Source organism: Niallia taxi (assembly GCF_032818155.1).
Classification (GTDB): domain Bacteria; phylum Bacillota; class Bacilli; order Bacillales; family Cytobacillaceae; genus Niallia; species Niallia taxi_A.
Genome location: NZ_CP102589.1, coordinates 1124552 through 1139143 on the forward strand (window position 1 = coordinate 1124552; position 14592 = coordinate 1139143).

Below are 14592 nucleotides of genomic sequence, written 5' to 3' on the forward strand. Positions count from 1 at the left end.
GCGCATACATAAACTAAGCGGAGGAATGCTGATATGAAATTTGATATGCCTTTGTCTGATTTACAGCAATATAAAGGAATCAACCCGAAGCCAGATGATTTTGATGCCTATTGGGCAGCGGGGCTAAAAGAATTACAAGCGCAATCGTTGGATTATGAGCTAATCCCAGCTTCTTTTCAAAGTAAGGCTGCTGAATGCTTTCATTTATATTTTACAGGCGTCGGTGGAGCAAGAATACATGGCCAGTTAGTACGACCAAAAGGGCAAACAAGACCTGGACCGGGGCTGTTATGGTTTCACGGCTATCATGTGAACAGCGGCGACTGGATGGACAAAATAGGCTATGCAGCAGAAGGCTACACGATTTTGGCCATGGACTGCCGCGGCCAGGGTGGTCTGTCAGAGGATAATCTCCAAGTAAAAGGAACAACATTAAAAGGCCATATTATTAGGGGGATAGAAGAGGCTCCAGAAAAGCTCTATTACAGAAATGTATATTTAGATACAGTTCAAGCTGCAAGAATTCTCTGCTCGATGGAGAATGTAGACGAAAATAGAGTAGGAGCTTATGGTGCATCACAAGGTGGGGCGCTGGCGATCGCTTGTGCCAGTTTAGAGCCGCGAATTAAGAAAACAGCTGCTGTTTATCCATTTCTATCAGACTTTAAAAGAGCATGGGAGCTCGATATTACCAATTCAGCTTATGAAGAAATTCATTATTACTTTAAGTTTATTGATCCAAACCATGAACATGAGGAAGAGGTTTTCCAAAAGCTAGGCTATATAGATATACAGCATTTGGCAGACAGGATAAAAGCAAATGTATTGTGGGCAGTTGGTATGGAGGATGCTATTTGTCCGCCTTCTACCCAATTTGCTGCCTACAATAAAATTCAATCAGACAAAAATATGCTGATTTATTATGAATATGGACATGAATATATAAGGACATTAGGCGACAAAGTCCATGATTTTTTTGCAGACCTGCTTGAAGAGTAAATATGGATGCTTTTTTAAAAGTGGCCGTTATAGTATAGTAATCCCATGAGCTAAGAAACAGAATTATTTCATATCGGAGGAATTTTTGTGAGAAGCAATGTTACGATGCGTGACATCGCCAATAAACTTGGTGTCAGCAGTGTGACTGTCTCCAAAGCGCTTAATGATAAAGATGGGGTCAGTGAAGAATTAAAAGAGAAAATAAAATTATTGGCTGAAGAAATGGGCTATCGCTTCAATACACATGCAAAGTCGATTAAGGATGGCCTTTCTTATAATCTTGGGATCGTTATCCCAGAGAGGTTTACAGGTACAACGCAATCCTTTTATCTGCAGTTTTATCAAATGCTGACAAAAATCCTTGATGGCTACCACTACTCAGGAATTCTGTACATTTTAGGGCAGGAGGATGAAGACCAGCTCATTTTGCCGCGAATTTATAATGAGAAAAAGGTGGATGGCTTCATTATTTTAGGACAGATTGGCAATGAATATGTGAAAGAAATTCAGAAAATTGACAGTCCTGTTATTTTCTTAGATTTTTATACAGACCAGAACGAAATTGACTCTGTTTTAACAGATAACTTTTTTGGCGGCTATGAAATTACTAATTATCTGGTGGAAAATGGCCATAAAAAAATTGCCTATGTCGGCAACATCTATGCGACGAGCAGTATACAGGACAGGTTTCTAGGATACTACAAATCACTTTTGGAGCATCGAATCGAGCTGAGGCAGGACTATATTATTTATGACCGTGATGAACGAGGCAAATATATAGACATCGTTTTTCCTGATGATATGCCAACAGCATTTGTTTGTAATAATGACGAGATTGCATACAACCTCATTAACAATCTTCAGAAAAATGGCTACCAAGTACCGGAGGATTGCTCAGTAGTTGGGTTTGATAATTCTATTTTTGCAGCCTTAACAGAGCCGCTGCTGACGACTGTTGAGGTGAATATTAAGGAAATGTCCAAGGCTGCTGTGAAGATAATTATGGAAAAGCTTCATAATCCTAATGAAAAATACGGCAGAACACTTATTAACGGGAAAATCGTTCATCGGAATTCCGTGAAGAAGCTCAGCTGAAAAAACGAAAGCACCAGTTATTCACTGGTGCTTTTCCCTATGCCTCCACAGATTCGGCTTTCTGGCACTGCAGATAATGGTACAGTGCGCCGATGAGATTGGCATCATTCTTGTATTGGCATTGTTCAATAACTGGTCTAACCTTTGCAGCCATCACAGATTCCAGAAGGATATCGAGTTTTTTGTAGATTTGTTCAATTAAATCCTCCCGATTGCTGATGGCTCCGCCAATAATGATTTTTTCCGGATCATACACATACTGGATATTATAAATGCCTTGTGCAAGACGGAGATAAAATGCATCAATTTCCTCTAAGCAAATAGTATCTCCTTCCTCGGCAGCCTGAAAGATTTTTTTTCCGTTCAGCTCCTTCGGATCAATGCCTTTTCTTTTGGCGACTTTTTTAACTAAAGCGCCTGTTGCAGCAAGCTGGCTCCATGTTTGAAAGGCAGGCTTGCCGTCTTCCTCTACTACTTGCATCACCATATAGCCAATTTCACCGCCATGAAGATTGGCTCCTTTATGAATGCGACGATCCTTGATGACAGCTCCGCCGATTCCTGTGCCAATGATAGTAAACAGCACATTTTCATTTGTTTTGGCAGCACCCTTCCACACCTCACCTAAAGCAGCACAATTTGCGTCATTTTCCAGCTCAACAGGGAGATTTGTCGCAGTACCGAAAATCTCCTTGAAGTTTGGTCCATGAATGAAGGGCAGTGCACTTGAACCGCCAATAATACCTGTTTCACTTTCCACTCCGCCTGGGCAGCTGAAGGCAATTCCTGCAACTTGATGTTTTATTTTGTTTTCCAATACGGTTTGTACAATGCTTTCTTGGAATATAGTAAACTCGCTTTCGGAAACGGGCAGCTCACCCTTCTCGATAAAATCGCCATTTTCTGTCATGACAGCGAACTTTATCATGCTGCCTCCTACGTCAAACACCATATAATTCTTCATGTGTTGACCTCCTTTTATTGTAAGAATTCAAATTTTTAAGCTTCTGTCAGGATAAACAGCCGAGATGAATAATCTCCTGCTCTTTCCCGTTGCCAATATTCCGAGGCACGGTCTGTATAATCCTCTGAAAGCAGTATGCCTATATTCATCAGTTCATCGCCGTAATGCTTTGTGTCTTTGCCTTCAATTGCATATAGTTTATCGGGATCTAAGCCTGTCAGCTTGATGCGGTTATAGCGCTCATTCGGCTTTGCGAGAACTTTATAATATCCAACTAGCGCTTTTTTCTTATCACGAGCTACAACCATCCAGGATACTTCATTTGAGTCAAATGGTGACAACAAGCGATAGAATGTCCCTTTCTGGATGAAGTCCCTATGCTCCTTCATGAAGGCAGTCTGCAGCATTACTTTTTCCTGCTCTTCCTTTGTGAGCTTTGTAATATCGAGCTCATATCCGAATGTTCCAAAGTAAGCGACATTTGCTCGTGTTTCCATCGGTGTTATCCTTTCCACCTGATGGTTAGGCACTGTGGAAACATGGCTGCCGATAGAGGAAAGCGGGTAAACAAGACTTGTTCCGTACTGAATTTTCAAGCGCTCAACTGCGTCTGTATTATCGCTTGCCCATGCTTGCGGAGCATAATACAGCATGCCAGGATCAAAACGGGCACCTCCGCCAGCGCATGATTCAAACAGCATTTCCGGATATTTTGCCAACAGCTTCTCGTATAAGCTGTAAACACCAAGTATATAACGGTGACTCAACTCTCCTTGTTGATCGATTGGAAGGCTTGAAGAATAGGTTTCTGTCATGTATCTGTTCATATCCCACTTAATATAGCTGATGTTAGAATCCTCGATGATATTATCCATGAGCTGAAAAATATGCTCGACGACTTCCTTTCTGCTGAAATCGAGAATGAACTGATTTCGCCCGTGTGAAGGCATTCGATTTGGTGTAGCGATTATCCAGTCAGGGTGCTCCTTAAAAAGGGCTGTATCCTTACATACCATTTCAGGTTCAAACCATAAACCAAATTTCATGCCAATCTTGTTGATTTTTTCTGCCAACCCTTTAATACCATTTGGAAGCTTTCCTTCATTAGCAAACCAGTCGCCGAGAGAAGAGGTGTCATCATTCCTGTTCCCAAACCAGCCATCATCGAGGACAAACAGCTCAATACCAAGGTTTTGTGCTGTCTCTGCAATGGAGAGGATTTTTTCCTCATCGAAATTAAAATAGGTCGCTTCCCAATTGTTAATAAGAATGGGTCTCGCTCTGTCGCGCCAATAGCCTCTTGCCAGCCGCTCCCGATATAATTCATGAAATGTTTGACTCATTCCATTCAAGCCCTCATGAGTATATACCATAATGCATTCTGGTGTTTGAAACACCTCACCAGGCTTGAGCTTCCAACTAAATTGAAACGGGTTAATTCCCATCATTACACGAGAGACGCCATATGTATCTACCTCTGCTTGTGCAAGAAAATTGCCGCTGTATACAAGGCTGAAGCCATACACCTCTCCAGTTTGTTCTGTGCCGTTATAACGCCTTAATGCTAAAAAGGGGTTATGGGCATGACTGCTTGCACCCCTTGAGCTGTATACAGATTGGATGCCCTTTGTTAAAGGCTGGACCTCCATATGTGCTTCCCTTGCCCATGCACCTGCAAGATGAATCATTTCAAATTGATCATCAGGTAAATCCACAGATGCACTCATGGCATTATCCAAAAAGAACGCAGAGTCAGATTCATTGATAAATCTGGCATTTCTGCAGATGACATTACGGTCACAAAAAATGGTGTAGCTGAGTACAAGCGTTGCACGCAGAACTTCATCTGTTAATGTTATTTCCAGTGTATTTGCTTCTTCCGCTTGCTCTGTATATACGGCAGGGAGATTATCTAGTACAGGCTTGCCCTTTAACAGCTTGTAGTCTTTGTACTGGAAATTTGTTATGGTGCTGCCAATTTTGTCGGTAATCATATGGGCTGGCTGGCGATAATCTGTAGTTCCAAAGCTTGGGTATTCCTGCTTAATATGCTCAAGGGAAGACGTATGGTCATGCTCAAACAGATTGCAGGATGGTCTTATTTCTCTTTCAATTAAGTGCGTAAACGAATCACGATGTGTCAGTTTTTTGCCGTAATAAAGATGTTCCAGCTGGTTTGATTTCTCTAAGACTCTAAAAATATAGCTGACGTTATTGTTGCATAAATGGAATTCCTTTGTTTCTTGATTTACATAGATTGTCATCAGTAAGTACACCTCACTTCATTATATGAAAACCCTTACAAGATTATATATTTGATTTTAACAATTATAAATAAGGATGACAATAAGTATTTAAATTAAATTAAGTAATCGATAATCTTCAAAAATGCGAATGTAACTTAATGAATATGAGTATATTTTATTCAGTAATTATAGATTTATATAGATTGGGTAATATTGAGTGCATTTATTTAGTACGAGGGTTATCTAGACTATTTTAAGTAATTTTATATTTTGTTACTTAAAATAAATTAAAAAAATTAAGTAAAATACTTTAAAAAATTATTGAAAAATTCAAGTACAGCAGTTAATATGAAATTGTAGTTGAAAAGGCTTACATAACTTTATTTGTAAGTTAAAACAGAAGTAATATACATGATGGATTTAAATAAGCAGCAATCAAATGTGTGGAAGGGAGAGTGAAGGAAGCAGGTTACATAGCAGTAAATGATTTTATTAAATGGAAGGTGACGCAAATGAATAAATCGAGGACTTTATTGTTTTACTTATTTATTTTGCCTTGGCTGATTGGCTTTGTTGTCTTTACTGCAGGCCCAATGGTGTACTCTTTATATATGTCCTTCACAGACTATTCAGGGCTGGGGGCAGCAAATTGGGTTGGATTGGAAAATTATAAAAAGCTGTTCACAGAAGATCCACTGTTTTGGCAGTCATTATGGAACACCTTCTTTTATACGATTGTCGGAGTTCCTCTTGGTCTCGTTGTCGGGTACATGCTTGCTGTGTTGCTGAACACAAAGGTAAGATTTATGGGCTTGTTCCGAACAATCTTTTACTTACCTTCGCTTGTACCGACAGTTGCCAGCTCACTTCTTTGGATTTTAATTTTTCAGCCGGATTTTGGGATTGCCAATAGTATTCTTTCCTTCTTTCATTTGCCGACATCAAATTGGCTATTAAGTGAAGGCATGGTTAAGCCTACTTTGATTATTATGAGCCTTTGGGGAGCAGGTGGCGGAATGGTTATCTATCTTGCAGGACTCCAGAGTGTTCCAGCGTCCCTTTATGAAGCAGCTGAACTGGATGGTGCGGGGAAGTTCCATAAGTTCTGGAATATCACCATTCCGATGACTTCAAATGTTATTTTCTTCAACCTCATTATGGGACTAATCGGTTCCTTTCAGATTTTCACACAGGCATATGTTGTCAGCAGCGGCAATGGCGGACCGAATTATAAGTCGTTGTTTTATGTATTTTACTTATACCAGGATGCCTTTAAATTCTTTAAGATGGGCTATGCATCAGCACTTGCCTGGATCTTGTTCATCATCATACTTGTTTTCACACTGATTCAGTTTAAAGTGTTTGGGAAAAAAGTGTATTACGAATACGATGAGTAAGGAGAGGAGGAGTCAACTATGGAAGTAACACCTGTTAAGACGGCAGCTTCTGTTAAGGCAAAAAAACCTCGCAGTTTAAAGAAAGGCAGAAGATTAGAAAAGGGATTTACTTACTTTTTGCTGATTGCTCTTTCCATTCTGTTTTTATTTCCTTTTCTATGGCTGATTGGAACATCTGTTAAGCCTGAAAATGAAGCGATGGCATTCCCGCCTACTTTACTGCCGAAGAATTGGGATTTGGCTAACTATAAGGAAGTCTTTACGCTTGTGGACTTTGGGCAGTATTATTTGAACTCTGTGATTGTTACGGTTTGTGTAGTGATTGGCACAGTCGTTTCTTCTACTCTTGTTGCATATGGGTTTGCGCGAATTAAAGGAAAAGGAAGGAATTTCTGGTTTGTGCTTTTGCTTGGCACCATGATGCTGCCGCCTCAAGTCACAATGATTCCTGTCTATATGATCTTTTCTAAACTGGGGTGGGTTAACACCTTCCTGCCGTTAATTGTTCCTTCCTTCTTTGGTAGCGCTTACTTCATCTTTTTATTAAGACAATTCTTCAAAACAATACCGAAGGAGCTGGAGGAAAGTGCCTATTTAGATGGCTGTGGAGCATTCGGTATCTTTTGGAGAATTATTATTCCTTTATCAGTTCCTTCTATTATTACAGTGGCTTTGTTGAGTTTTATGTGGACATGGAATGATTTTCTTAATCCATTAATCTACTTAAATGATGATTCCAAATATACGCTCGCATTAGGAATTCTGCAGTTTAAGGGTGCTTTGTTAATTCAGTGGGGTCCGATGATGGCAGCAAGTGTTTTTATCATCTTGCCTCTAATCATTATCTTTTTTGTTGGCCAAAAGTACTTCGTCCAAGGAATTGCTACAACAGGCGGAAAGGGTTAATTGCGTTGGTTTCACTTAGATGAATGGCTTTGCCGTTTATCTGTTTATCCATACACAAACATTACCTGGGGGGTAAAAGCATGAGGAAGAAAAAAGGGTTAGGTGGTTTGCTGTTCACTATTGTATTGGCACTATCTTTGATTTTGACAGGCTGTTCTGGTTCGGATTCTGAATCCGCAAGCGGTGAGTCAGGAGATGTGACGCTGCGCATTCTTGTTTGGAACAATAATCCAGAAGGAACGAAGCTCGAAGGTGATATTTTCAAGGAGTTTGAAAAGGAGAATCCTGGAATTAAAGTGAAGCAAGTATATGCACCATATGATAAGTTCAATGATAAATTCTTGACGATGTCTGCTGGTGGAGATCAGCCAGATTTAGTATGGCTGCAGCCGTCTGCATTCGGTCAATTTGTCAGCAAGGGCGTATTGATGGATTTGTCTGATAAAGAAATCAAGGAAGATGAATATATGCCAAATGTGCTTTCACTTGGGCAAGTGGATGGAAAGCAATATGCGCTTATTCGTGATGCTTCTGCCTTTATGCTTGGATACAACAAGGATATGTTCGATGCTGCAGGTGTTGAATATCCAAAGGATGACTGGACATGGGCTGACTTCCTTGCAGCAGCACAAAAGCTGACAGTAGAGAAAAACGGCAAAACAGTCCAATTCGGAATGGAAAACTTTTATACAAATGAACTGCTTGTAGAAAATGGCGGAGGATTTGTCAGTCAGGATGGCAAAGAAGTAATTATTGACTCACCTGAATCAATTGAAGCTATTAAATTTGGAGCAGACTTGATTAATAAATATCATGTACAGCCAACTACTGCTCAAAGTCAAGGGCTATCGAATATGTTCCTTGCAGGTCAAGCAGCAATGAAAATGATGGGTCCATGGGATTGGTCTGATACAGCGAAGAATGCAACCTTCAAATGGGATGTTGTGCCACTGCCTGCAGGAAAAGCAGGAAACGTAGCTGCAGCATCTTATCTTCCAATTGGAATTGGAAGCGGAACAAAGCATCCTGAAGAGGCTTATAAACTTCTGCAATTCCTGTCTACTGGAAAGGGTCAAGACCTGCAAGTAGATACTATTTCAGCAGTTCCTGTAGTAAAAAGGAATGAAGATAAAATTGAAACAATGGCAAATGCACCTGAAAATGCAAAAGCATTGTCTACAATTCTTGCAGAAGGAAGAACCGTTATGAATGCTCCTTATATCCCGGAATATGCAGAGATAGTGAGCAAAATCCAGCCTGTTATTGACAATATCAATCTTAATGGCAGCAAGGATGCAGAAAAACAGTTAAAAGAAGTAGCAGATCAAATTCGCAAGGAATTTGGCTTGAAATAGCAATCAATAGGCTGTCTGAAAAATGCATGGACTATATGGTTTTTTACCATTTGGTCGGCCTGGATTCAGGCAGCCTTTTTTTATTAGGGGGTCATTTACTATGAATAAAAGCCGTTTTATAGACAGTAAATTCTTTTCCTTTATGGACATTTCATACCGTCTTGTCAGGGCAAGTCTATTATTCTGGCTGTATTTAGGAAAGGGATTTTTTATTGGCGGGCTTGTTTATTCAGCCTGTACGCTGATTGAGGTTATTGGTGAAATTTTCGCAGGGAATGGCACATCTGTGCGCAAGCTGTTTCAAGAAATCAGCCCTAAATATACGAAGAAAAAAAGGCTGTCCGCCATCATTATTTTTATCTTTATTTATATCGGAACTTTTATCATCCTGCCTTTTCCTGCAACAATTAATCCTTATGTCACATCTGTCATTAAATTTGTGTGCATTTATGCCTTTATGCTGGCCATTATCTTTTTTACGTATATGGTTTGGAATTTAGTGCATCTTGATTTACCGGCAAAAAGGACAGCAATGGTCAGTCTGTTTCTCATAGCTAAGCAGATTTTTCGGTCGTTCCTGATGCTCGCAGCCATTATCGTTGTTTTTCAGTTAATCAAGCTTAACTTCCTTTTTTTCGTATTTTTTGCACCTGCCATTTACGGCGCATGTGTCAGATTTATTTTTACGTTCAAAACCAAGAAACAGAAAGAAGAGGCAGCGGTATAAAGCTGCATTATTTCTGGGGCAATCGGTCTATTAAAAAAATGATAGATTTTATGAACAGGACATACATAGAAAGGAACTAATGCTAATAAGATTATTCGGTAGCATTATCTTAGATAGTCGAAAAGTATATGGAAGGAGAGTAAAGTGACGAAAGTAAGCAAAAGAATACAGCAATGGAAGGGAGTCGGCTAGATGCATAGTCTGCGATGGATATGGGGGTTCTTACATACTTATCGTACAAAAATAGCAATTGGCCTGTTTTGTGCAGTTATTGTATCTGCTTTAAATGTGCTTAATCCGTATTTGGCTGGGAGGATGGTTGATGATGTCATGTACGGCAAGCAGATGAATCTGCTTTGGCCGATACTGGGAATTATGATTGCAGGTACATTTTTGCGAACAATTATCCGCTATACGTATCAAATGATTTTTGAAAATGTCTCCCAGAATGTCATTTACAACATTAGAGAGCAGCTATATGACCGTTTGCACAGGCTGGATTTCAGCTTTTATGATCGCACAAAAACAGGAGATATTATGGCAAGGATGACAGGAGATATGGAGGCTGTCAGACATTTTACAGCATGGACGATCTACATGATTTTTGAAAACGCAACCATCATGCTGTTTGCGATTGGTTTCATGTTTTATATTCATCCTCCATTGGCGCTGACATTATTAATTGTAACACCAATCATTGGTTTTTTCGCTTTCCGCCTTACAAAGGATGTGCGGCCAACCTTTACAGAAATCCGTAACCAATTTGCGAAATTGAACTCTGTCGTTCAGGAAAACATTAGTGGAAACCGTGTTGTTAAAGCATTTGCAAAAGAGGATTATGAAATCGCTAAGTTTTCGATTGCAAATGAAGGCTTTAAAGAAAAAAATTTAAAGTCGTCAAAGATTTGGGAAAAGTATTTACCGATTTTGGACTCTCTTGCAGGTGTACTGACAGTGCTGATGATTTTTGCAGGAGGAGTTATGGTTATAAATGGTTCACTCACAATTGGAGAACTAGTTATGTTTAATTCCTTCATATGGGCACTTAGCAACCCGATGAAAATGGCCGGATGGCTTTTAAATGATGTGCAGCGTTTTATTGCATCAGCAGAAAAAGTTGAGGATCTTCTTAAGACAGTCCCGAAGATTGCCAGCCACAATAATGTCGTGCCGATAGGTGAGTATAAGGGGATTGTGGAGTTTGACAAAGTTTCCTTCAGCTATGGAGAAGAGCCTGTGTTAAAGGATATTAGCTTTAAAGTGAAGCCGGGCCAGACGCTGGCGATTATTGGTCCAACAGGTGCGGGGAAATCAACTTTAGTCAATTTGCTTAGCCGGTTTTATGACACCACAAGCGGAGAGGTAAGAATTGATGGAAGAAATGTGAAGGACTGGGAGCTGCAGGAGCTTCGTAAAGGAATGGCGATGGTCATGCAGGATATCTTCCTGTTTTCGGATACAATCGAGGGTAATATAGCATATGGTAATCCTCATACCTCCATTGATTCCATTAAGTTTGCTGCAGAAATGGCGGATGCTCATGATTTTATTAGTGATTTACCAGAAGGCTATGAAACGATTGTTGGGGAAAGAGGTGTCGGGCTTTCTGGAGGGCAAAGGCAGCGGATTGCCCTTGCAAGAGCTATATTGAAAGACCCGTCGATTTTGATTTTGGATGATACGACCTCAAGCCTTGATATGGAAACAGAGAATCGTATTCAAAAGACACTGAAATCTATTCAAAAGAACAAAACATCCTTTATTATTGCCCACAGAATTTCGTCTGTTAAGGATGCAGACCAAATTCTGGTGATGAATAATGGAGCGATAATCGAGCGGGGCACACATGAGGACCTGCTGCGAAAGAAAGGTTATTACTTTAATGTTTATAAGAATCAATATGGAAACTTTGAAGAAAAGCACAGGGATGAGGATGTGATTTAATGGCACGAAATAAGTTCGATGTTGATGAGGATTTAGAGACGCCATTTAGTTTTATTCATCTTAAGCGCTTGTTTGGTTATGTTAAGCCGTACAAGAAAAAAATCATGCTGACGATACTCATCATGCTTGTCGCAAGCGGAGCAAATCTGATTGGACCTTATCTTATTAAACAAGCGATTGACAAGGAAATACCAGCAGGCAATGTTGGTGGGCTTTTACTGCTTGCAGGCATCTATTTGGGTGCTCTCATTATAACGGGGATTTGTATGAAATACCGGATTAGAATGATGGCTGAAATTGGTCAAAATGTCATAAAGACAATTCGAAAGGACCTTTTTACACATATTCAATCATTGTCCTTTTCCTTTTATGACAACCGCCCACACGGAAAAATTTTAGTGCGGGTCGTTAATTATGTGAACTCACTTAGTGATTTGCTGTCAAATGGGCTTATCAACTTGATTACAGATATATTCAGCTTAACTGTCATCATTGGATTCATGTTTGCCATAGATGTTCGTTTGGCGATTTATGCCATGATTGGATTCCCGCTTTTAGCGATTGTTATCTTTTTTATTAAAAATGCCCAGCGTAAGGCATGGCAGGACTTAAGTAATAAACAGTCTAATATGAATGCATATATACATGAAAGCATCAATGGCATGAAGGTAACACAAGCATTTGCGAGGGAAGAAGAAAACAAGAAAATTTTTGAGGATGTGTCAAAGGGCTATAAAAAATCATGGATAAAAGCAGTCTATATCCAGTTTCTTCTTTGGCCGTCCATTGAAAATATTTCTGTTCTGACCGTTTCCTTTATATATGTGGCCGGAATCTCAATGATTGGGCAAGGCGTGACAGTTGGGGCTTTAGTAGCCTTTGTCGGTTATATATGGATGTTTTGGACACCGATTTCCAATATCGGCAACTTCTATAATGCGATTATAAATGCGATGGCCTATCTGGAGCGAATTTTTGAAATGATGGATGAAAAGCCGACAGTGCTCGATAACCCGCGGGGAAAAGCACTGCACGATATTAAAGGAAAGGTAGAATTTGACCATGTTGAGTTTGGTTATGAGGCTGGCGAAAAAGTATTAAAAAATATTCATTTCACTGCAGAACCAGGAGAAACAATAGCTCTTGTTGGTGCAACTGGATCTGGCAAAACGTCAATTGTTAACTTGATCAGCCGTTTTTATGACTTGAACGGCGGCAAAATAAAAATGGATGGGGTTGATATAAAGACAGTAACGATTCCCTCACTTAGAAGACAGATGGGCATTATGCTCCAAGATCCGTTTATCTTTTCGGGAACAATAATGGATAATATTCGTTATGGCCGCCTTGATGCAAGTGATGAGGAAGTGGTGGAAGCAGCAAAAGCAGTTCAGGCCCATTCCTTTATTATGACATTGCAGGATGGCTATGAAACAGAAGTGAATGAACGAGGAACAAGGCTTTCAGCAGGACAAAGACAGCTCATTTCCTTCGCAAGAGCACTCTTGGCAGATCCAAGAATTTTGGTTTTAGATGAAGCGACATCATCGATCGATACAGAAACAGAGCTGGCCCTTCAAAAAGGCTTAAGTACGCTGCTTGCAGGAAGGACGTCCTTTATCATCGCACACCGTCTGTCCACCATTCAAAGCGCCTCAAGGATTTTGTTTATTGAAAAAGGCGAAATTGCTGAGGAGGGGTCCCATGATGAGCTAATGACAAGGAAAGGCCAATATTGGAATCTATATACATCTCAGCATTCATCATTGGAAGTAAGTTGACGATATTTGTCGTTAAAAGTATAATCTAATTTTTATAAAGTATAGACATTTAAACACTAGCCTTTATAATATAATTGTAAGCGTTTCTAATTAGTGGTTAAAACTTGTGAGAAGCTGCTGAAAATGAATTCAGCAGTTTCTCTACTGGCTGTGCGCATGACTAAAAAAATCTAATAGGTTGGGTGATTAGAAATGAAGTACAGAAGACTAGGAAACTCTGGTTTGAAAGTAAGCGAAATCGGATTGGGCAGCTGGCTCACATATGGAAGTGCAGTCGAAAAGGAGAAATCTATTTCCTGTATCCATAGGGCATATGATCTTGGCATCAACTTCTTTGATACAGCAAATGCTTATAATAAAGGCGCTGCTGAAACTGTCCTGAAAGAAGCACTGCAAGATTATACCCGTTCCAGTTATGTGCTTGCAACAAAGGTCTTCTTTCCGATGGGAGATGGACCAAATGACAGAGGGCTGTCCAGAAAGCATATTATTGAACAATGCGAAGCAAGTCTGAAGAGATTAGGTGTAGACTATATCGATTTGTACCAATTTCATCGCTATGATCATGAAACGCCTGTAGAAGAAAGCTTAAGAGCATTAGATGATTTAATTGCACAAGGAAAAATTCTCTATGGCGGTGTCAGTGAATGGTCGGCTGCTCAGCTGACGGATGCTGTACATATTGCTAAAGAGAAAAATTTAAGGCCGCTTATCTCTAATCAGCCAATCTATAATATGATGGTCCGCTATATAGAAAAGGAAGTAATCCCTGTAAGTGAAAAAGAAGGAATTGGCCAGGTTGTGTTTTCACCTCTTGCCCAAGGAATATTAACAGGGAAATACAAACCAAATGAGCAAATTCCTGCCAAAAGTCGTGCTGCAAATGATGACACAAATAAATGGATTACTAGTTATTTAAATGATGAAGTGCTAACAAGGGTTCAAAGGCTGTCTGAAATTGCCAGTGGATTGGAAGTGGAGCTCTCACAGCTTGCATTAGCTTGGGTGCTTCGTCAGCCGAATGTCAGCTCCGCGATTATTGGGGCAAGCAGGCCAGAACAAGTCGAAGAAAATGTGAAAGCATCTGGATTGGAAATCCCGGCTTCTGCATTAGAAGAAGTGGAAGCAGTGCTGAAGGAAATAAATGATTTTGTGCCAATTTGGTAGATTAACAGTGA

11 protein-coding genes are annotated in these 14592 nt (G+C 39.9%); 9 read left to right on the plus strand and 2 right to left on the minus strand.

Features of this window, described 5'->3' with window-relative positions:
• The first annotated feature begins 33 nt into the window (after positions 1 to 33).
• Together NQZ71_RS05450 and NQZ71_RS05455 are read left to right on the plus strand one after the other, a co-directional pair.
• Positions 34 to 999 carry an acetylxylan esterase gene (locus tag NQZ71_RS05450; protein WP_317011464.1) on the plus strand — a complete coding sequence of 322 codons (966 nt, stop codon included), beginning with the start codon at positions 34 to 36 and terminating at the stop codon, positions 997 to 999.
• Positions 1000 to 1086: 87 nt separating this feature from the next.
• Entirely contained in the window at positions 1087 to 2094 is a 1008-nt protein-coding gene (locus NQZ71_RS05455) for a LacI family DNA-binding transcriptional regulator (RefSeq protein ID WP_260054584.1), read from the plus strand.
• Between the two features lie 37 nt (positions 2095 to 2131).
• Here NQZ71_RS05455 and NQZ71_RS05460 read toward each other — a convergent pair whose 3' ends face one another.
• A complete protein-coding gene (locus NQZ71_RS05460; RefSeq protein WP_144453658.1) occupies positions 2132 to 3058 on the minus strand; it encodes an ROK family protein in 927 nt (308 codons plus the stop codon).
• A gap of 35 nt (positions 3059 to 3093) precedes the next feature.
• Positions 3094 to 5322, minus strand: a complete 2229-nt coding sequence (locus tag NQZ71_RS05465; protein WP_317011465.1) for an alpha-galactosidase — start codon at positions 5320 to 5322, stop codon at positions 3094 to 3096.
• A 437-nt stretch (positions 5323 to 5759) separates the two neighbouring features.
• Here NQZ71_RS05465 and NQZ71_RS05470 point away from each other — a divergent pair, with 437 nt between their 5' ends.
• The 7 genes from NQZ71_RS05470 to NQZ71_RS05500 all read left to right on the plus strand — a co-directional run bounded on the left by NQZ71_RS05470 (position 5760) and on the right by NQZ71_RS05500 (position 14581).
• Positions 5760 to 6701 carry a carbohydrate ABC transporter permease gene (locus NQZ71_RS05470; protein WP_260054583.1) on the plus strand — a complete coding sequence of 314 codons (942 nt, stop codon included), beginning with the start codon at positions 5760 to 5762 and terminating at the stop codon, positions 6699 to 6701.
• Between the two features lie 18 nt (positions 6702 to 6719).
• Entirely contained in the window at positions 6720 to 7607 is an 888-nt protein-coding gene (locus tag NQZ71_RS05475; protein WP_144453654.1) for a carbohydrate ABC transporter permease, read from the plus strand.
• Positions 7608 to 7687: 80 nt separating this feature from the next.
• Positions 7688 to 8962, plus strand: a complete 1275-nt coding sequence (locus NQZ71_RS05480) for an ABC transporter substrate-binding protein (RefSeq protein WP_144453652.1) — start codon at positions 7688 to 7690, stop codon at positions 8960 to 8962.
• 100 nt (positions 8963 to 9062) lie between these two features.
• On the plus strand, positions 9063 to 9689 hold the full coding sequence (locus NQZ71_RS05485) for a hypothetical protein (protein ID WP_260054582.1): 627 nt from the start codon (positions 9063 to 9065) through the stop codon (positions 9687 to 9689).
• 192 nt (positions 9690 to 9881) lie between these two features.
• Positions 9882 to 11633: an ABC transporter ATP-binding protein gene (locus NQZ71_RS05490; protein WP_317011466.1), complete on the plus strand. Its 1752-nt coding sequence runs from the start codon at positions 9882 to 9884 to the stop codon at positions 11631 to 11633.
• Positions 11633 to 13414 (plus strand): ABC transporter ATP-binding protein, encoded by a 1782-nt coding sequence (locus NQZ71_RS05495; RefSeq protein WP_260054581.1) that lies wholly within the window; start codon positions 11633 to 11635, stop codon positions 13412 to 13414. The genes NQZ71_RS05490 and NQZ71_RS05495 overlap by 1 nt, the downstream gene beginning before the upstream one ends.
• A 192-nt stretch (positions 13415 to 13606) precedes the next feature.
• Positions 13607 to 14581, plus strand: coding sequence for an aldo/keto reductase family protein (locus tag NQZ71_RS05500; protein WP_317011467.1), 975 nt, complete (start codon positions 13607 to 13609; stop codon positions 14579 to 14581).
• The last annotated feature ends 11 nt before the right edge of the window (positions 14582 to 14592 follow it).

Coding starts and splice junctions, on each gene's coding strand:
- NQZ71_RS05450 (WP_317011464.1), top strand. CDS start 34: ATGAAATTTGATATGCCTTTGTCTGATTTACAGCAATATAAAGGAATC.
- NQZ71_RS05460 (WP_144453658.1), bottom strand. CDS start 3,058: ATGAAGAATTATATGGTGTTTGACGTAGGAGGCAGCATGATAAAGTTC.
- NQZ71_RS05465 (WP_317011465.1), bottom strand. CDS start 5,322: ATGACAATCTATGTAAATCAAGAAACAAAGGAATTCCATTTATGCAAC.
- NQZ71_RS05475 (WP_144453654.1), top strand. CDS start 6,720: ATGGAAGTAACACCTGTTAAGACGGCAGCTTCTGTTAAGGCAAAAAAA.
- NQZ71_RS05480 (WP_144453652.1), top strand. CDS start 7,688: ATGAGGAAGAAAAAAGGGTTAGGTGGTTTGCTGTTCACTATTGTATTG.
- NQZ71_RS05485 (WP_260054582.1), top strand. CDS start 9,063: ATGAATAAAAGCCGTTTTATAGACAGTAAATTCTTTTCCTTTATGGAC.
- NQZ71_RS05490 (WP_317011466.1), top strand. CDS start 9,882: ATGCATAGTCTGCGATGGATATGGGGGTTCTTACATACTTATCGTACA.
- NQZ71_RS05495 (WP_260054581.1), top strand. CDS start 11,633: ATGGCACGAAATAAGTTCGATGTTGATGAGGATTTAGAGACGCCATTT.
- NQZ71_RS05500 (WP_317011467.1), top strand. CDS start 13,607: ATGAAGTACAGAAGACTAGGAAACTCTGGTTTGAAAGTAAGCGAAATC.